This window comes from Streptomyces sp. NPDC048560 (genome assembly GCF_040650955.1).
Taxonomy (GTDB): Bacteria; Actinomycetota; Actinomycetes; order Streptomycetales; family Streptomycetaceae; genus Streptomyces.
Map to the genome: position 1 here is coordinate 357,336 of NZ_JBEZIJ010000003.1, position 18,606 is coordinate 375,941.

Sequence of the window (18,606 nt, forward strand, 5' to 3'; positions counted from 1 at the left end):
CGTCAGCCGATGAGCCCGGCCTTCTCGCAGGCGGGCCGATATTTCGGGGTGCAGATCTCGTTGATGGTGTACATGCCGTCCCGGACCACGGTCTCCTTGATGTCGTCCACGGTCAACAAGGTCGGCGCGAGCTCCACACTGGGGACGTTTCGGGCCGTGTCGGTGCTGATCCTGCTGGTGGCTATGGAACGGAGAGATTCGCCGCGGGCGAGGGCAAGTGCCATATCCACGGCGGCGTCCGCCTGGAGCCCGTAGGGCTTGTAGATGGTCATGTACTGCTCACCGCTGACGATGCGCTGCACTGCCGAGAGGTCAGCGTCCTGGCCGCTGACAAGCGGCAGTGGGTTGATGCGTGCGCCCTTGAGTGCGGAGATGACTCCGGCGGCGAGCGCGTCGTTGGCGGCCCAGACGGCATCGATCTTGTCGGCCCCTAGGTCGGCGATGGCGCCGGCCATGATGGCGTACGCGTTCTCCGGGGTCCAGCCTGATGTCACATACGTCCTGCTGATGTGTGCCCCCGCCCGTTCAAGTATGGAGACCGCCACATGTTCGGGGTTCCACAGAGGCCCCTCCACCCGGACGACCCGCGCCCCGTCGGCCCGGTCACCGAGACCGTCGAGCAGCCCTTCGCCTTGGAGGACGCCGATGGCGTCCGAGTCGAAGGAGACATAACCCGAGATCGGACCCTCGACGAGCCGGTCGTAGGAAACCACCGGGACGTTCATCTCCGCCGCCTCGGTGATCAGGCCGCGAAGGGACGTCTCCTGTACGGGGTCGAGGATCAGCGCATCAACGCCCTGAGTGAGCATGGCGTTCATCTGACGGTGCTGGATCTGAACGTCATTCTCCGCATTGGCATAACGAACGACGCACTTCTCGCACCGGTCTTTGACCGCTTGCTCGATCAGAGGCCGGTCGAAGGTCTCATAGCGGCTGGTCTCGGTCTCCGGGAGCAACACGCCGATGGTGAGGCCGTCTCTGCCGGCACCGCTTTCCCTCGGGGCGCCGGCCGTGCCGCAGGCGGTGCTTGCCAGAACGAGAGCGGCGGCGATGGCGACCGTCCATGGCCTCATACGCGGGACCTCCGCCATCCGTCGCCATCGTTCTGACCATAAACGCTCTCGCCTGAACGTTATCTCCAATTTTATTCTGATTGGCTATCCGGGGAGCGCGACGACCCGCCGACGAGGCGTCCTGCGACGCTTCCCGCTGACCCACTGGAGGCTTCTGCCAGCCTCATATCGAGGCGGGGGACGCGTCCGGAGACGGATACCGGTGATGGAGAAGGCCCGCATCGCCCGGGTGACCCCGTTTTGGAAGCGGCTGCTGTCCCGCGGCACCCACTCACGCAAGGTGACCCGGATGCCCAGGCCGACGCCTGTGCTCTTGTGCGCCGGCTTCAGGCGTGAACTCGTACAGGGCTGCGGAACCGGCCTTGAACTCGCCCGAGTGGCCCTTCATGACCATCGGCGGCGGTCTCGCGTTCTCCGGATCATGCAGATCCCGTGTCAGCGTGTCCGCCAGTCGGGAGAGGCCCCTGGGGCGGCTACACGACGGCGTCCGCAGGCGCAGGGGGACGGTGGTGCAGGGGCGGCGGCATGACCTCTGACCTGCACCACGCCGGCCATGGGAACGTCCGAGCCTCAGGCGCCGCCGGTGGTGACGAGGGCGGGGTCGCACGTCCGCAGCGCCGTGACGTAGTTGCCGTTCGTCCCGTAGCCGGCGAAGGTCGCCCAGCCGCCGGGCTCGATGACACGGCACGGAGCCCACTGGCCGTTCGTGTACTCGACCGTGACCGAGACCGTGTCGCCGCAGCCGTTGTGGACGTCGGTGTAGCGCCAGCTCTGGAAGTACTCCACGCAGTCCAGCGCCGGTGATCCAGTGACAGCCGCAGCGGACGGGGCAGTGGCCAAGGCCATCAGGAGACCCGCCGCGGTAGTGGCGGCGAGAGCAACGGGACGAGATATGCGCTTCATGTGTCTTGTCATATCCGCATCCTTGAGGCACAGGCAGAGTTCCTGCAACTTTCTGCAAAGATTTTCAGCCAGCACTTCGCCGACCGTGTTAAGTTGCAGGTCAATCCCACTTTCATGGTTTGAAAGATCTTGCACTCAGTGCGTATGCCGGAGATGTGACGAAGCCGGACACCTGCCTGCCATCACCTGCTCGGCGGCATCGGCCACGGGCCGGTCTCGCGGACGGCCGCCGGATTCACAGTGGCTGAGATTCGAGGGCTCCCGGCAGCCGGTCGTTCTCAGGTGCCCCGCCTCGCGGCCACCGAGGGAGGCGCGGCACGCGGAGCGGGACACCGGTGCCGACGACGCCGAGCACTGGTCCGCGGCTGTCGCTTCGCGCGACGGGGTCGCCGGTGGAAGGGCACGGCTTCACCCGGCAGGCCGTTCCGGAAGTCGACCTGCAGTCATCGGGGCCGGTGGAGCTCGGCCGGTAGCTGCCGGAAAGACGGCGTGAGTAGATGACCGGCCCTGACCGGGCAGGTCGTGGCCGCAGTGAAGACGCCGGTGGTGGAGATCCACACGCTCCGCAGCCTGCCCACCTGCTACGACGAACCACCATCACCGGCTCTCCGGATCTCACCCAGTTCCGCCACGTTCATCCGGCCGGCGCCTCAAGCGGTGAGCGCCGCCACAACACCACCCACGCAAAGATTTGCTGTCTCAGTGGGCAGGCCATGGCCACCCTCAAGGGGTGGCGCCTCCTGCGGAAGCTCCGCTGCAGCTCCGTGCCGCAGCCTGGGCGGGTTGATCCGTGTGCAAGCGCCGACGCGCGCCGACCGTCGACCCGCCGCCGTGGATCCGCTCACAGGGAGGTGGTCCCCGGACGACTGTCGACGGTCGTTGCGTAGGCTGACGTCGTCGTCGTCGCGGCGGGGGAGTGAGTGAGCCGGCTGAGCCCCTCGAAACCTGCCTGACGGTGCGTCAGTAAAGTCGGCAATTGGTCAGCATCAGTCCTCAAGAACCTGGTGAAAGCTGACCGGACATGCGACTCGTTGTAAGGTAGGGAAACCGCCCTTGACCTGCAAAAACGCAGGCAGGGAGCCTAGCTCCAGGAGTACCTCGATGATGCGTACGATGTTCAAGTCGAAGATCCACCGTGCCACCGTCACCCAGGCCGACCTGCACTACGTCGGTTCCGTGACGGTCGATGCCGCGCTGATGGAGGCCGCCGATCTGCTGCCCGGCGAGCTCGTACACATCGTGGACATCGACAACGGTGCCCGCCTGGAGACGTACGTCATCGAGGGCGAGCGGGGCTCCGGTGTCATCGGTATCAACGGTGCCGCCGCCCACCTCGTCCACCCCGGCGACCTGGTCATACTCATCAGCTATGCCCAGGTCGACGACGCGGAGGCCCGTTCGTTGACCCCGAGCATCGTCCATGTGGACGCGGACAACCGGATCGTCGCGCTCGGGGTGGACGCCTCGGCGCCCGTGCCGGGTACCCGTACGGAGCGCAGCCCGCACGCCGTCCCCGTGCAGTCCTGACGGTGCACACCTGATCCGTACCGTCCGTCCGTACGCGGCCAGGCGGGTGCTGCGGCGCCCCCGGCTGCGCCCCCCCACCAGCACCCGAGGCGTCGGCGGAGCTGGAGCGGGAGGCCGGGCTGCGGTCCGGATCGCACTCCGAAATGTTCTGAAATCGCCGGTTCGGGTGTGTGGGCTCGGCGGGCGCGGGCAGTCGCTCCGGGAGACGGTGGAGATGCGTTCCACCCGTACGACTTCGGAGGCTGGAGGACCGAGATGACACACCCCTACCCCGACCCGCTGCCGCCCCCGCCGACGCCCAACCCCGTACCGGGGCCGCCCGGGCCGCTGCCGGAGCCGCCGCCGCGACCGGTTCCCGGACCGCCGGCGCCCGGCCCGGTACCGCCCGGTCCCGTACCGCCTGGCCCGTCGCCGGACCCGATTCCGCAGCCGCCGTCGCCGAATCCCGACCCGGTGCCGGACCCCGAGCCCTCGCCGGAGCCCACCCGCTGACGAGAAGGCACGGAAGGGCACAGAGCGGCAGGCGCCCTTCACGGGAGGATGCGGGTCGCGGCGCCGGTCAGGCGGCTTCCGCGAGGACTGCGTTCGCCCGGGCCGTCAGTGCGGTGAGTACGCGGCCCGCCGCCGCCAGTTCCTCCGCCGGTAGACCGGTGTAGAGGCGCTCCGTGATGGCGGCGGTCCCCGACCGGATGCCCGCCTGGCGTTCGCGGCCGGACTCGGTGAGCGCGAGACGGGTCCCGTCGCCCGGCGCTTCCTCGAGCAGCCCGGCGCCGGTCAGCTCCGCGAGGACGGCCTCGGCCGACGCCCGGTCGATCTTGAGTGTGTCGGTCATCCGGGCAGCGAGTGCCGTGCGTCCGGTCGTGCCGCCCTCGCCCGCGGTCGCGTTGAGCGCCACGCACTGGTGGAACGTCGTCCCGGACTCGGCCAGCAGGCGTTCGAGAACGGCCCGGGTGGCGTAGTGGGCCTGACCGATGATCTGTCCGTTGACGGTGGGTGTGCTGGACATGGCTTACTCCTCGTTCGTCGGTGGCGCGTGCAGGGGTACGTCGAGCAGTGCGGTCAGCTCGCGGGTGAAGGCGGCGGTGTCCGGGCCGTCGAGCCCGCCCAGCGGCTCCAGGAGCCGTTCCATCAGGGTCCGTACGAGTGCGACCGCGCGGGCGGTGACCGTGCGGCCCTCGTCGGTCAGTGACAGCCGCACCGCCCGGGTGTCGGACGGGTCCGGTGTGCGCTCCAGGAGACCGGCGGCCTCCAGTGCCCGGGCCAGCTTGGAGACGTAGAGCGGTTCGAGGCCTGTGTGGTCGGCCAGCCGGCGCTGGCTGGGCCGGGTTCCGTCCCGCTGGAGATCCATCAGGGACCCCAGGAGCGAGTACTGCGCGTGGGTCAGTCCCAGCGGCGCCAGTGCGCGGTCCACGGCGACGCGCCACTTCATCGAGAGGCGCCAGACGAGGAACCCCGGGGTCGGCCCCCCGGACGACCGGCCCGCGCCGCCGTTGCTGTCGGCGTCGGTGCCGCCGCCATGGGAGGCCCTGCCGCCGTCGCCGGTGCGACTGCCTTCAGTCCCGCTGCCGTGAGTGCTGCTCATGGCAAATAGAGTACATGGATACTATGTACATGGCTACTAAATTGTCCCGCCGAGCCGGGTCAGGGCATCGGCGTGCGCGAGGCCGCTCTCCTCGGCGATCGAGTCCAGGGACTGCGCGTCGCGCACCGGGGCGAAGCGCACCCGCTCGCCGTCCGCCCCGCCGCTGAAGCCGTACACGGCCGGCCTGGGCAGGCTGTTGTACGCCCATGGGGTGGAGAAGTAGTACGCCCCGGTGTCGTACAGCACGACGAAGTCGCCCTCCCGCAGCTCCGGCAGCTTCCGGCCGTGCGCGACGACGTCTCCCGCGAAACAGCAGGGGCCCGCGATGTCCTGCACGACGAGCGGACCGGTGCCCGGGCGCCCCTGGGCGTCGAACGCGCCGACGCGCAGAGGCCACGCGTCGGGCATGAAGACCGTACGGGTGGCGGTCTGCGCGCCCGCGTGGGTGAGGGCGATCCTGCGCCCGCCCGCGTCCTTCGTGTACTCCACGAGAGCCCCGATGAATCCGTTCTTGGCGAGCAGCGACCGTCCGAACTCGGTGACCAGCGCGTAGCGGCCGTCGAGGAGGCCGGGTGCCGCGTTCCTCAGCGCGGCCACGTACGCGGCGTACGAGGGCCGGACCGTGTCGTCGGTGAAGTTGACCGGCAGACCGCCGCCGATGTCGATGCTGGTGATCTGCTGGGTACGCAGCAGACCGTTGATCTCCTCGGCGAGCTCGTACGTCTCGGCGACGCCCCGGGCGATGAGCTCCAACGAGCAGCCCTGGGAGCCGACATGGGCGTGCAGCCGGGTCAGCCACGGCCGTGCGGCGAAGGCCCGCACGACGGCTTCACGGGCGCCCTCGTCGCGGAGCGCGACACCGAACTTCGAGGTCGCCGTCGCGGTGCTCATCGCCCCGATCGAACCGCTGCCCACCTGCGGATTGACCCTCAGCCCCAGGACGGACACCGAGTCCGGGGTGCGCAGTGCGTCGATGCGGCGCAGTTCGTCGAGGCTGTCGGCGTTCACGGCCACGCCGAGGTCGAGTGCCAGCCTGATCTCCTCGCGCGTCTTGGCGGGGGAGTCGAGCACGATGTCCGCCGCGGCGAATCCCGCGTCCAGCGCGAGCCGCAGTTCGCCTGGGCTCGCGACCTCGCAGCCCATGCCGCAGTCGGCGAGCAGGCGCAGTACGGGGATGAGGGAGGCGGCCTTCGCGGCGAAGGTGTGGAGGGTGCCGGGCAGGACGGGGAAGGCGTCCCACAGTGCCGCCACGGATTCCCGTACCCCGTCGGTGTCGACGAAGCCGGCGACGGGCTGCTGTGCACCCAGGAGGCCCTCCGCCACGGCCTGGCGGACGGCGGCGGCGACGCGGGCCGGACCGGCGGGAGCGAGGGGAGCCGGAGAAGTCATCTGTGTCATACCGCGAGAGTCGTTGATGGCGGCCCCACAGGTCTTTGGCGAGCGGGCCAAGAGTCACGGGGAATCTTGGCCGTATGGGCAACGGCCCTACTGAATCGTACCCAAACCAGAAGATTCCGCCCCTGGTGAGCCGTCTGTGAGGCGGACCGCGAGGGTGAGGAGGAGCCGGGTGTCGGGGTCGTCGATGTCCACGCCGAAGCGTTCCCTCGCACGTCTCAGTCGGTAACGCAGGGTGTTCGGGTGCAGGACGAGCCGATGGGCCGCGCGGGCGACGTCGCCGGAGGTGTCGAGGTAGGCGGCGAGTGAGCGGACGAGCTCGCCACCTGCCGCCAGGTCGGTCCGTACGAGATCGTGCACCGGCCCGCTGCCCGCCTCCCACAGGGGCTGGACGGCGTCCAGGACCCGCAGGACGTCGAGTGAGGGGCCGGCCTCGGCCGCCGTGAGGCGGCGAACCGCCTCCTCCGGCCGGCCGCGGTTCGCGCGCTCGCGCAGCACCCGCTGCACGAGGACCGCCTCTTCGCAGGAGGCGGCGGCGCCGAGCACCGAGGCGACGACCCGGCCCGCTGCCACCCGGACGGGCGAGCCACCGGGCAGGGACACCGCGAGGGCGTCGAGTTCCCTGGTCAGGCGCACGACGTCGCGGTCCTGGGCGTCACTGACCGGCAGCAGGACCAGCAGCCGGTCCCGTTCGCGCAGGACGAGCACCGTGGAACGGTACGAGGCCGCCTGCAGGGCCAGCACGTCCAGGGTGCGCCCGGCGGACGGCCGTGTGCCCTCGGCCCGCTCGACGACCAGCACCGCACAGGGCGCGTCGGCGGAGAGGCCCAGCGACCAGGCGTGGGTGCGCCGGTCCCCCTCCCCGTACAGCAGTCCGCGCAGGGCGTGGTCGCGACGCCGTACGGCCGCGCTCTCCCGCAGCCGGTGCCCGACCAGGTGCGGGGCCGCGACCTCCGCCGCCCGGCGCAGGGCGTCCGGTGCCTGCGGGGAGAGGGGGCGGCCGTCGGCGGCCACCCAGATCGAGCCGAGCACCTCCGGACCGTTGCGGACGGCGATGATCAGGCGTTCGGGGCTGTCGCCGTGTGCGGGGCGGTGGATGACGTCCCGGGACGTCCACAGCGTGTGCAGGATCCCGCTGCGGCGCAGTTCGGCCACCCGCCACTCGGGGACCCGGCCGCCGAGGATCGTGGAGCGGCGGACGCCGTCGGCCTCGGGCCGGGTGGCGGAATGGGCCAGTACGCGGAACCGGGTGTCCTCGATGGTGATGGCGCCGCCCGTGTACTCGGCGATGGCCGAGGCCAGTGCGCTCAGACCGCCCGCCGTGGCGTCGGAACCCGTCGGCTCCTCCTTGGACTCCCCGGCGCGGTCCGTGCCCGCGTACGACAGGGCGGAGCGCAGCAGTGCCGCGGTGTCGGTCCAGTCCGCCCACGCCGCCCGGCTCAGCACGGCGAGCCCCGACTCCTCGGCCGCCGCCAGTACTTCGGGCGCCGGGGGCACTCCCTCGGTCTCGCGCAGCACCACGGCGCCCGCCCCTCGCGCGGCCGCATCGCGTACCGCTGCCACGGCCTCGCCCGAGGAGACCGGCGGGCCCACCGCGAGCACGGCACACGCCTCGGCCGGTGTGCCCTCCTCGTCGCCGAACACGACACCCCGCACCGCGGCGTCCTGTCCGGCGGGTGCGAGGAGGAGCCGCAGTGTCCCGCTGTCGTCGAACGCGAGAAGGTCGCGCAGCGTGCAGCCCCGGGCGGGCACGTCGTGGGACGGGACTGCCGTCACGTGGCGGCGCCTTGGGGCCGGGGCTGCTGGGGGCGTACGGGTGCGGGACCCAGGGTGGTGCTGCCCGGCGATGCCCGGTGGCCGAGCCCTGTCCGATAGGCGTCAAGTGCCGCCTCCGTACGGCCCGTTCTGCGCAGGAGGTCACCCAGCAGGCGGCAGACGTCGGCGAGATCACCCGCCGCCCCCGCCCGTTCCAGCAGGGCCAGCGCGCTGACGTAGCGCTCCTCGGCGGCTTCGAGCGCGCCCCTCTCCTCGCAGATCAGCCCGAGCAGCCGATGAGCTCCCGCCGCGTGGACGGATCCGCGGTCCGGGTGGAGCTCGCCGATGAGGCGCTCCAGCAGTTCCTCCGCGTCCTGAGGTCTGCCCTGCCTGCGCAGTACATCGGCCAGCTCCACCTCTACCTGCGCGGTGTACAGCGCGGCGCGCTTCGACGCCAGCATGTCGCGGGCGGCGCGCAGTTCGCTCTCCGCGCCGTTCAGGTCGCCGTCCTGCGCGCGGACGTAACCTCGCATCCAGTGGCAGTGCGCCATCTCCGTGCGGATCTGCAGCTGTTGGTAGATATCGGCCGCCTTGGCCAGGGAGGCGTCGGCCTCCGCGATGCGGCCGGCCGCGATGAGTGTCCGGGCGACTCCGCGGTGGAGCCCCGCGACCAGCTCCGGGTCGGACACCCGCGGAGCGAGTGCCAGCGCCAGTTCGCCCGCCTGGGCGGCGCGTGCGTGGGCGCCCATGTCCATGTACGGCGCGATCGCCGCCGTGTAGAGCAGCAGGAGGGCCCCGGGGTCCTGCAGGCCGGAGTGGTTGAGCTCGTCGATGGCGCTCTCCAGCAGATAGCAGGCGTAACGGAGCTCCCCCGCCAGCAGGTGGGCGACCGCCCGGCCCCGGACGGCCGGGGCCCGCTGCGGGAGCGGCGCGTCGGCGAGCGCCTTCTCGGCCGCCTCGAAGTGCCTGCGGGCCGCCGGCAGATCCCCGGTCTCCAGTGCGCACTGTCCGAGTCCCAGAAGGGCGGTGGCGCGTTCGGGGCCGAAGCCCTGGCGTGCGGCCTCGCCCAGCAGCTCCGTGTACTGCTCCGCCGCGTCCTCGGCGTCCCCGGTGGCCAGGGTGCGCTGCGCCTCGACGAGCCTCAGCCGGAGGCCGGTGGCCAGATGGGCGGGGCGCCCGGTGGCCAGCTCCTCGTACGTGACGCCGAGGCGCTCGGCGATATGACGGACGGCCGCCTCCGACGGGCGTACCCGGCCGGCCTCAAGGGTCGAGATGTACGCCGGTGTGTACGAGGGCTCCGCAAGCTGACGCTGGGTCAGTCCCCGTTCCGCGCGCAGACGCTGGACCCGACGGCCGATGGCTCCGGGATCGTCGGGCCGCTTGCGTCCGACGCTCTTTCCCGCCACTGGATTCTCGCCCACTGTGTCACCCTTTCCGCCCTGCGCCGCGTCCCCGCCCCGGGCCGGGGACACCCCTGCGGCGTCAACTCCCATACCCCCGGGTCTTGTTCCGCCCCGCGGCGCGCCCTAGGTTAAGCGGCACATTAACTCGATTTAACTCCGACCTTACGTTCCGGGCTCTGCCGGACGTGAAGTCGTCGCGAGGACTTGAAGGAGTTGTACATGCGGATACGCTTCGGCACGCGCCGAACCTCCGGATTCATGACGGGTTTCGCCCTTGCCGGCCTGCTGGTCACGGCGGCCGTCACGGCCGTACCCGCCGCCTCGGCGACCCAGGCCGGCCACGCGGCCCCGGCCGCCGCCGAGGAGCCGGAACGGATCGAGGCCGAGTTCTTCCCCGACCCCGGCGGCGAGGGCCGCACCGTACAGGTCCCGGCGGACGGCCGCGGACAGGACCGGCAGGGCGCGCGCGGCATGGCGCCACTCTCCGCCGCCGAGGCGGCCCTCGACGGCGCGACGGGCGAACTCGCGGTGACCGGACCCACGGAGGACCGACTCGACATCGTCATCGTCGGGGACGGATACACCGCCGCCCAGCAGAGCGACTTCCACGCGGACGCCGCGGCCAAGTGGTCCGACATCACCGCCGTCGAGCCGTACCGGAGCTACCAGGGACTCTTCAACGTCTGGACCGTGGACGCGGTCTCCAACGAGTCGGGAATCACCGGCGACCCGACCGCGGACCAGGTCAGGGACACCGCGCTCGGCAGCTACTTCTGGTGCGAGGACATCGAACGGCTGATCTGCGCCGACATCGACAAGGTGGCGTCCTACGCAGCCAAGGCCCCGGCCGCCGAACTCGTGGTCGTCGTCTCCAACTCCACCAAGTACGGCGGCGCGGGCTACTCCGGCCTGACGGAGGAGGGCTACCCCTTCGACGGCGTCTCCACCCTCTCCTCCGACCACGCCTCGTCCAGCCTGATCGCCGCCCACGAGATCGGCCACTCCGTCGGCCTGCTCGACGACGAGTACACGTACGAGTCCTACGGCACCTGGACCGGCCGCGAACCGGCCGGCATCAACTCCACCACCTACACCCCGGCGCAGCTCGTCGCCAAGCGTGCCAAGTGGTACCGCTGGCTGGGCACCGCCGACCCGGCCGGTGGCACGGTCGGCACCTACGAGGGCAGCTCCTACTACCCGTACGGCATCTTCCGGCCCACCGGAACCTCGATCATGCGCGAGCTGAGCAGCACCGAGTTCAACCTGCCCGGGCGTGAGGCGATGATCGCGGGCTTCTACCGCGCGGGCAACGCGCTGAGCAGCACCCTCGCCACGGACTCCGTCATCCGCTCCGCCCAGCTGATCACGGTGGAACCGGCCCGGCTCGGCACACTGGCCGCGCCCGAACTGCGCTGGTACGTCGACGGCGTCGAGAGGGCCTGGGCACGGGGCCGTACGACCGTCACCCCCGCATCGCTCGGCCTGCCCAAGGGCGGCCGCGGCCATCGGGTGACCGCGATCCTGAGCGACCGCACGGACGCGGTCCGCGACCCGGCGGTCCGGGAACTGGCCACCGACCGGCTGAGCTGGACCGTCGCACCGGGCGCCCGCCGCAGCTGAGCCCGTCCCGCGGCCGTGGTCCTCACGCGATGAGGGGGACCACGGCCTCCGGCGTCAGCATGCGGAAGGTGAAGGCCTGGTGGAAGTAGAGGCGGACGCTGGTCGCGTCGTGGTCCTGGTAACCGATCGACAGGTCCTGGGCCAGGCGCAGTTCGAAGTCGCCGCCCCGGGTCGACAGGAGCACCCCGCCGGTCACCGCGGGCGCCCAGAGGATCTGGTCGTCGAGCAGCCGGCCCAGGTGTGTCGCGACCGGGTACCCGTGGTCGGAGGTCTCCGTGGCCTCGGTGAACGCGTCCGCGCCCAGCAGCAGCCGGTACGGACCGTCGACGCCCGCGAGCCGCAGCCGGGTGAGGGCGTGACTCACCGCCGCCGGGTAGTCGCGCGCGTCGGCGGGCAGCGGTTGCGGGTCGTGCGAGGAACCGCCGCGCAGCCCGGTGATCCCGGCCGCCCCGTACCCGTCGATGACGGCCATGTCCTCGGCGAACGCGCAGGTGCGCGCGGCGTCCTTGACCGGCTGCCAGTCGCTGTCCTCGGAACCGCGCTCGACGTCGTCGACGGCGGCCCGGGTCACCGTGAACGGCACCCGCCACTCGATGACCGGGGTCGAGGTGCGGGCCCTGGCCAGCACATCGGGAGCGGGCGGGTCGATGTCGCGCAGATGACCGTCGCCGACGGCGGCCAGTTCCGGGCCGTCGGGGCCGGTGACGTCGACGACGCGACGCCCGGCCACATGACGGCTGAAGGTGCGCCGGGCCTCCTCCTCGATCTGTTGCCAGGCGGCTTCCGTGACGGGGGCCAGTTCGCGGTGGAGGTTGTTCATCGCGGGGCGCTTTCTCGCAGGCTGCCGATTCGCAGCGAGCCCACGTCCGCCACGACCGACGGGTCCGCGGCCTCCGGGGCCGGCGCGTACGCCGGTTCCGGCAGGGCCTCGGTTCCGGCGGGGGCGGGCGGGGGCGGCGGGGCGTCGAAGAAGTCGGCGCCGGGGGCGTAGAAACTGGAACCGGTGATCGCGGTCGAGAAGTCCAGGATCCGGTCGTGTGTGGCGGGCGGGCTCCCCAGGAACATGTTGCGGAGCATCTGCTCGGTGATCCCGGGATCGGCCGCGTACGCGATGAAGTACGTCCCGAAGGCGCCTTCCTCGAAGCTGCCGAACGGCATGTTGGCACGCAGGATGTCGCGCTCGGACCCGTCCGGACCTGTGATGGTGTTCAGGGCGAGATGCGAGTCGGCCGGCTTGACGTCGTCAGCCAGCTCGACGTCGGTGATCTTCCTTCGTCCGATGACCATTTCCTGTTGCTCGGTGGTCAGCGCGTTCCAGGACGCGAGGTCGTGCACGTACTTCTGCACGGTGATGTAGCTGCCGCCCGCGAACTCCGGATCGCTGTCACCGACGATGGCCGCCGACCGCGCGTCGTCCCCGACCGGGTTCTCGGTGCCGTCCACGAAGCCCAGCAGGTCGCGATGGTCGAAGTAGCGGAACCCCTGTGTCTCGTCGACGATCCGCACCGCCCCGCCCAGCCGGTCGAGCAACTGCGCCGCCCACGCGAAACAGACGTCCATCCGCTCGGCCCGGATGTGGAGGATGACGTCGCCCGGAGTGGCGGGCGCGTGGTGACGGGGCCCCCGCAGCTCGACGAACGGACGCAGCTGCGCGGGTCGGGGGCCCGAGAACAGCCGGTCCCACGCCTCGGATCCGAACCCCATCACACACGCCAGCCCCGCGTCCGGGTACCGGAAACCGAGCGAGCGGGCCACCGACGGGAGATCCGGCAGCATGTCGCGTACGGCGCCTTCGCCGCCCGGCTCGATCGTTCCCACCAGAATCAGCGCGGCGTCGGTCAGCGGTGCTACGACGGGCTGGACCGCGACCGGGTCCGGGACGGCGGGCATGCGCGCACTCCATGGGGGTGTCGGCGGTGCGGGACGACAGGCACTCACCGCTACTAACGCACGCGCGCGGCCCGCCCGCACTCCGGCCGGGCCGCCCGGGCGAACCGCCCGGCCGCGCCGCCGGACCCACTCGTGTCACCTCTCGGGGAGAACGGCGGCAGGGCGCTTCGGCGTCGCGCCCCGCCGCCGTCACCGGCCCGGTCCAGCGGCCGGTTCCGGCGTCACCGCCTCCCGCGGTCACGCCGGAGTCAGGGTGCTGTTCAGCCGGGCAGGGCCCACTTCTGGTTGGCGCCCGTGTGGCACGCCCAGAGGTGGAGCTTGGTGCCGTCCGCCGAGGAGACCCCGGCCGCGTCCAGGCACTTGCCCGACTGGGGGTTCTTCAGCGTGCCGTCGGCCTGCGGCACCCACTTCTGGGCGCCCGTGCTGTTGCACCCGTAGAGCTGGATCTTCGTGCCGTCGGCCGAGCCGCCGCCGCTGATGTCCATGCACTTGCCCAGCGACCGCAGGGTGCTGTCGGTGCCGACTGTCCACTTCTGGGCGGCCGACTGATTGCACGTCCACAGCTGGATCTGCGTACCGTCCGCGCTCGACCCGTTGGACACGTCGACGCACTTGCCGCCGATCCCGGTGATCGCGCCCTCCCGGGGACCCGGCGTGGTGCCGAGCTCCTTGATCCGGATGTTGCGGAAGGCCACGTCGTCGCCGTCCCCGTGGTTCTGCAGGCCGATGTGGCCCTGCTGGAGGCTGCGGGCGGGGTCGGCATTGGTGAAGTCGTTGATCTTCCGGCCGTTGAGGAAGAGCTGGAGGCGCTCGCCCTCGACGCGGATCTCGTAGGTGTTCCACTCTCCCGGTGGATTCAGGGCCGCGTCGCGGGCGGCGAGGTCGGCGGACTTGTAGCCGTAGACGGAGCCGGTGGTGCGGTCCGGGGTGTCCGTGGCGTCGATCTGGATCTCGTAGCCGTTGTTCACGGCCGACCAGGGGTCGTCGGAGGCAGGGAAGCCCACGAAGACGCCGCTGTTGTCGTCACCGGCCTGACGCCAGTCGAGCTTCAGGGAGTAGGACGTGTACTCCTTGGCCTGGTACCAGAACAGGCCGAGGCCGCCCTGGGAGGTGAGGGTCGCGTTCGTGTGCGCGAAGGATCCGGGGCCGGCCTGCTTCCAGCCGGTGGTGCCCGAGGAGCCGAAGAGCGTGGTGTAACCGGTCTCCGGGCGGCAGTCGGCCTCCGTCAGCTCCGCGGCCCAGCGGATGCCGCCGAGCAGGTGCCGGCGGAACGCGGGGTCGGTGTAGGAGTCCTCGGTGTGGCCGCCGCCGGTGTAGAAGGCGCGCCCGCCCTGGTAGTCCTTGCACCAGGCGATGGGGTGGTCGGCGCCCATGGTGCCGCCGCTGTAGGTGGACTCGTCGAGCGAGGCCAGGACGTGCGCTGTGGTCCGCGGGTTGGTGCGGTAGTCGTACCACTCGTCGGTCCGCTGCCAGCTCGTGCCCAGGTGCGCGGTGGCGTCGTGGGCGCGGTCCTCCACCTTCACCGTGGCCGGCTGGATCTGCGGGTGGGACTTGAAGAGCGCACCTGCCAGGCCGCCGTACCAGGCCCAGTCGTACTCGGTGTCGGCGGCCGCGTGGACGCCGACGTACCCGCCCCCCGCCGCCATGTACCCCTCGAAGGCGGTCTGCTGGGTGGGGTTGAGGACGTCACCGGTGGTGGAGAGGAAGACGACGGCCTCGTAGCCCGCCAGGTTGGCGGAGGTGAAGGCGGCGGCGTCCTCGGTCGCGGTGACGGTGAAGTTGTTGGCTGCGCCCAGTTCGCGCAGGGCGGTGACGCCTTCGTCGATGGACGAGTGGCGGTAGCCGGCGGTCTTGGAGAAGACCAGGACGTCGTACGCCGGGTCGGCGGCCGCCGCCGCGCGGACGGAGGCGGGGGAGGCGGGGACGGCGGCCGTGGACACGGCGGCGGGCAGGGCGGCGGCTCCGAGCAGGCCGCAGGCGGCCAGTGCGGCGATGCGCCCGATTCTTCGGCTCATGACAGGGTCCACTTCTGGTTGGCTGCGGCGTTACAGGTCCACAGGTGGAGCTTGGTGCCGTCGGCGGAGGCGGCCTCGGCCGCGTCCAGGCACTTGCCGGACACCGGGTTCCTCAGCGTGCCGTCGGCCTGGGGCACCCACTTCTGGGCGCCGGTGTTGTTGCAGCCGTACAGCTGCACCTTGGTGCCGTCGGCGGTGCCGCCGCCACTGATGTCCATGCACTTGCCGAGCGCGCGCAGCGTGCTGTCGGCGGCTGCCGTCCAGTGCTGGGCGGCCGTCTGGTTGCACGTCCAGAGCTGGATCTGCGTGCCGTCGGCGCTCGCCCCGCCCGCGACGTCGACGCACTTGCCTCCGATGCCCTTGATCGGCCCGCCCTGGGACGCGGCCGTGGTGGTGAAGGTGAAGTCGTCCAGGTCGAACAGCGAGCCGCTGCCACCCTTGAAGACGAGGTGGAGCGTGGTGGTCCCGGCCGGTGCGCCGGCGAGGTTCGTCGTCACGTTCTGGAAGGTCTCCCAGCCGCCGGTGACGGGCACGGCGGTCGATCCCAGCAGGGTGCCGGTGGGCGACCCCGCCCGTACCTCCAGAGTGCCTCCCGATCCCGCGGAGGAGATGCGGGCGGTCAGCTTGGTGGCATTGGAGAGCAGGTAGGGCTTGAAGGAGATCCAGTCGCCGTTCTCGATGTGGCCGACGGTCTTCCCGCCGTGCGCGGCCGCGTGGTCGACGACCTGCACGCCCGCGGAGCCGCCGTAGTGCTCGGCCTGGCGCTGGCTGCCCTGGCTGATGCGCTGTGCGTGGGTGGTCAGGGCGGGCTGCCCGTTCGCGCCCTTGTCGGTGTACTCGGCGTCCCAGACGCCGAAGATGTTCGCGTTCGGGTCGTGCTCGCCGTCGGCGATGGTCTGCACGGTGCCCGAGCATCCGGTGGCGGAGGTCTGCGGGTGGCCGTGGCTGTCGTGGCCGACGATGAACGTGATCTTGACCTTGGAGCAGTCGATCGCCCCGTCCTCGGGGTCGGTGACGGTCACCTTGAAGGGCACGGCGGCACCCGGGTCGATGATGGCTCCGTCACCGGGCAGTTCGAGGGTGACCGTGGGCGCGGTGTTGCCGACGGTGATGGTCACCGAGGCGGTGGCGGTCCGGCCGGTGCCGTCGGAGACCGTCAGCTCGGCGGTGTAACTGCCGTTGACGGTGTACGTGTGCGACGGGTTGGCGGCGGTCGAGGTGCCACCGTCACCGAACTTCCAGGCGTACGTGAGCGGGTCGCCGTCGGGGTCGGACGTGCCGGCCGAGGAGAACTGGACGGCGAGCGGGGCCTTGCCCGAGGTGCGGTCGGCCGAGGCCTTGGCCAGCGGGGAGCGGCCGCCGCTGACGTTCTCGATGCGGTAGACCGCGCTGTTGGCGTCGCCGTTGAAGTAGCCGGTGCCGTAGTCGAGGACGTAGAGCGCGCCGTCCGGACCGAAGGCCATGTCCATGATCTGGGTGCCCTGCCAGGGGAAGGCGTTGATCGACTGGACGGTTCCGTCGGTGCCCTGCTCGATGCGCTTGATCCACTTGCGGCCGAACTCGCCGGCGAAGAAGTCGCCGTCGTAGCTCTCGGGGAACTTGACCGCGGATGTGGACGCCGCGTTGTAGCGGTAGACGGGGCCGGCCATGGGGGACTCGGAGCCGCTGCCGAACTCCGGGACCGAGCCGCCGTCGTAGGGGACCCAGGCGGGCTGGGCGGCGGGCAGGTCGGTCAGCCCGGTGTTGTTCGGCGAGGTGTTCTTCGGGGCGGCGCAGGAGAAGGCGGCGCCGGAGGCCGAGGTGGCGAAGTTGTAGTCGACGTAGGCGTTGTTCTTTCCGGTGCAGTAGGGCCAGCCGTAGTTGCCCGCCTTGGTGATCCGGTTGAACTCGACCTGTCCGGCCGGTCCGCGGCTCGCGCTCGCGCTGCCGGCGTCGGGACCGTAGTCACCGAGGTAGACGATGCCGGTCGGCTTGTCGACGCTCATCCGGAAGGGGTTGCGGAAGCCCATTGCGTAGATCTCGGGACGGGTCTTCGCGGTGCCGGGAGCGAAGAGGTTGCCCGCCGGGACGGAGTAGGTGGCGTCCGCGTTCACCTTGATGCGCAGGACCTTGCCGCGCAGGTCGTTGGTGTTGCCCGCGGAACGCTGGGCGTCGTACGCCGGGTTGCGGTTCGCCCGCTCGTCGATGGGCGTGTAGCCGTCGGAGGCGAAGGGGTTGGAGTCGTCGCCTGTGGAGAGGTAGAGGTTGCCCTGCGCGTCGAAGTCGATGTCGCCGCCCACGTGGCAGCAGAGGCCGCGGCTCGCGGGGACGTCGAGGACCTTCTTCTCGGTGGCGGTGTCCAGCGTGCCGTCGGTCCTGAGGACGAATCGCGAGAGCCGGTTGACGCCGTCGAACGGTGTGAAGTCGGCTGCCGTACCGGTCGCGGGAGCGTCGCCGGCGGGGGTCGCGAGTTTCGGTGCGTAGTACAGGTAGATGAACCGGTTGCCGGCGAACCCCGGGTCGACGCCGACGCCCTGAAGACCTTCCTCGTCGTGCGAGTAGACGTCGAGGCGGCCGGCGACCTTGGTGGTCCCGGCGGCGTCGGTGAGACGCAGGGTGCCGTCCCGGGAGGTGTGCAGGACGGACCTGTCCGGCAGGACGGCGAGCGTCATCGGCTCGCCGGTCTCGGCGACTCCTTTGGCGAGGGTGACCTGTTGGAACTCCTCGGCCGCCGCGGGCGCGGCTTCGGCCGGTCTCTGATGGGCCGTGAGGGCGCCCGCGGCGGCGAGCAAGGTGCAGGCGAGCGCCGCGAGGGGCCGGGTGAATCTCCTGTGCACGCGAATCCTCCGTGGGGTGACGGGGTCGGGGTGGAGCACAGGCGCGCGCCGTCGCGCCGGGGGGATGGGCGCCCGCCGGGGGGAGGAGAGGGCACTCGGTCCTGGTTGTCCGGTTCAGATCAGGAAGGTAATGGGTTTTGCTTCCGCCAGAAACCCCTTTGACGCAAAGGGATTTAACTTTCTCCTTCGGGGAGACAAAGCAGCTGGGTGGTGGCCTGGGTCGGCAGACGACATTGCGACGTCACGCCGGGGGCGGCAGTGGGAGGCGGCGGGTGGAAGCGCTGTTCGGCCCTGCCGGTGGCCGAACAGCTTCTCCGGGGCCGTCACAGTGGTCCACCCACGACGTGTCCGGCCCGCCACCATCCGAACTGCCCGTCGACAGGCCCGAGTTGTACGTGGGCTGCCAAGCGCTGCCGAAGGGGCGCACGCCCCGGTAGCCACCGGAGGTGTGCTTCTCCTCTGGGAGTGGCGCACCCACGGAGTAGGTGACTGATGCTCGATCAACCAGCGCTCGCGGAAGCGTTGTTGAGCGTCCGCCTGATGGCTCGCCTGGGTCAGTCGCCCAGTCGGGCTCATACGCGTCCAACCCAACCCAGCCCTGCGTTGCCGCAGGTCGTGATGCCGCGG

Annotated in this window: 13 protein-coding genes and 1 pseudogene; 3 read left to right on the top strand and 11 right to left on the bottom strand. The window is 71.0% G+C overall.

Annotated elements, in window-relative coordinates; all coding sequences use genetic code 11:
* Positions 1-2: 2 nt before the first annotated feature.
* Together AB0C82_RS11530 and AB0C82_RS11535 are read right to left on the bottom strand one after the other, a co-directional pair.
* Complete coding sequence (locus AB0C82_RS11530; RefSeq protein ID WP_362839172.1) at positions 3-1,142, bottom strand: substrate-binding domain-containing protein; 1,140 nt, start codon at positions 1,140-1,142, stop codon at positions 3-5.
* 501 nt (positions 1,143-1,643) lie between these two features.
* Positions 1,644-1,976, bottom strand: a complete 333-nt coding sequence (locus tag AB0C82_RS11535) for an alpha-amylase (protein WP_362839174.1) — start codon at positions 1,974-1,976, stop codon at positions 1,644-1,646.
* Positions 1,977-2,626: 650 nt separating this feature from the next.
* Here AB0C82_RS11535 and AB0C82_RS11540 point away from each other — a divergent pair.
* Both AB0C82_RS11540 and panD read left to right on the top strand, forming a co-directional pair.
* Positions 2,627-2,740 (top strand): annotated as a pseudogene (locus tag AB0C82_RS11540) (IS5/IS1182 family transposase); the annotation flags it as partial.
* A gap of 337 nt (positions 2,741-3,077) precedes the next feature.
* Entirely contained in the window at positions 3,078-3,503 is a 426-nt protein-coding gene (gene panD / locus AB0C82_RS11545; protein ID WP_362839177.1) for an aspartate 1-decarboxylase, read from the top strand.
* A 559-nt stretch (positions 3,504-4,062) separates the two neighbouring features.
* On the opposite strand, the gene AB0C82_RS11550 is transcribed toward panD, so the two are convergent.
* The 5 genes from AB0C82_RS11550 to AB0C82_RS11570 all read right to left on the bottom strand — a co-directional run bounded on the left by AB0C82_RS11550 (position 4,063) and on the right by AB0C82_RS11570 (position 9,656).
* Positions 4,063-4,509, bottom strand: a complete 447-nt coding sequence (locus tag AB0C82_RS11550) for a hypothetical protein (protein WP_362839180.1) — start codon at positions 4,507-4,509, stop codon at positions 4,063-4,065.
* 3 nt (positions 4,510-4,512) lie between these two features.
* Complete coding sequence (locus AB0C82_RS11555; protein ID WP_362839854.1) at positions 4,513-4,932, bottom strand: MarR family transcriptional regulator; 420 nt, start codon at positions 4,930-4,932, stop codon at positions 4,513-4,515.
* A 189-nt stretch (positions 4,933-5,121) separates the two neighbouring features.
* Positions 5,122-6,483 carry a diaminopimelate decarboxylase gene (locus tag AB0C82_RS11560; RefSeq protein ID WP_362839183.1) on the bottom strand — a complete coding sequence of 454 codons (1,362 nt, stop codon included), beginning with the start codon at positions 6,481-6,483 and terminating at the stop codon, positions 5,122-5,124.
* An 87-nt stretch (positions 6,484-6,570) separates the two neighbouring features.
* The gene (locus AB0C82_RS11565; RefSeq protein ID WP_362839185.1) at positions 6,571-8,256 is read right to left on the bottom strand and encodes a helix-turn-helix domain-containing protein; all 1,686 of its coding nucleotides are present in this window, start codon (positions 8,254-8,256) and stop codon (positions 6,571-6,573) included.
* A complete protein-coding gene (locus AB0C82_RS11570) occupies positions 8,253-9,656 on the bottom strand; it encodes a tetratricopeptide repeat protein (protein ID WP_362839188.1) in 1,404 nt (467 codons plus the stop codon). The genes AB0C82_RS11565 and AB0C82_RS11570 overlap by 4 nt, the downstream gene beginning before the upstream one ends.
* A 201-nt stretch (positions 9,657-9,857) precedes the next feature.
* On the opposite strand from AB0C82_RS11570, the gene AB0C82_RS11575 reads away from it, so the two are divergent.
* Positions 9,858-11,258, top strand: coding sequence for a M64 family metallopeptidase (locus tag AB0C82_RS11575; protein WP_362839190.1), 1,401 nt, complete (start codon positions 9,858-9,860; stop codon positions 11,256-11,258).
* A 22-nt stretch (positions 11,259-11,280) separates the two neighbouring features.
* Here the strand turns inward: AB0C82_RS11575 and AB0C82_RS11580 are convergent, their stop codons facing one another.
* From AB0C82_RS11580 to AB0C82_RS11595, 4 genes are all read right to left on the bottom strand, one after another.
* Positions 11,281-12,078, bottom strand: coding sequence for a family 1 encapsulin nanocompartment shell protein (locus AB0C82_RS11580; RefSeq protein ID WP_362839192.1), 798 nt, complete (start codon positions 12,076-12,078; stop codon positions 11,281-11,283).
* Entirely contained in the window at positions 12,075-13,148 is a 1,074-nt protein-coding gene (locus tag AB0C82_RS11585; protein WP_362839195.1) for a Dyp-type peroxidase, read from the bottom strand. The genes AB0C82_RS11580 and AB0C82_RS11585 overlap by 4 nt, the downstream gene beginning before the upstream one ends.
* Before the next feature lie 260 nt (positions 13,149-13,408).
* Entirely contained in the window at positions 13,409-15,163 is a 1,755-nt protein-coding gene (locus AB0C82_RS11590; RefSeq protein WP_362839198.1) for a ThuA domain-containing protein, read from the bottom strand.
* Positions 15,160-17,979, bottom strand: a complete 2,820-nt coding sequence (locus AB0C82_RS11595) for a PQQ-dependent sugar dehydrogenase (RefSeq protein WP_362839200.1) — start codon at positions 17,977-17,979, stop codon at positions 15,160-15,162. Before AB0C82_RS11595 ends, AB0C82_RS11590 begins: the two co-directional genes overlap by 4 nt.
* Positions 17,980-18,606: the final 627 nt, after the last annotated feature.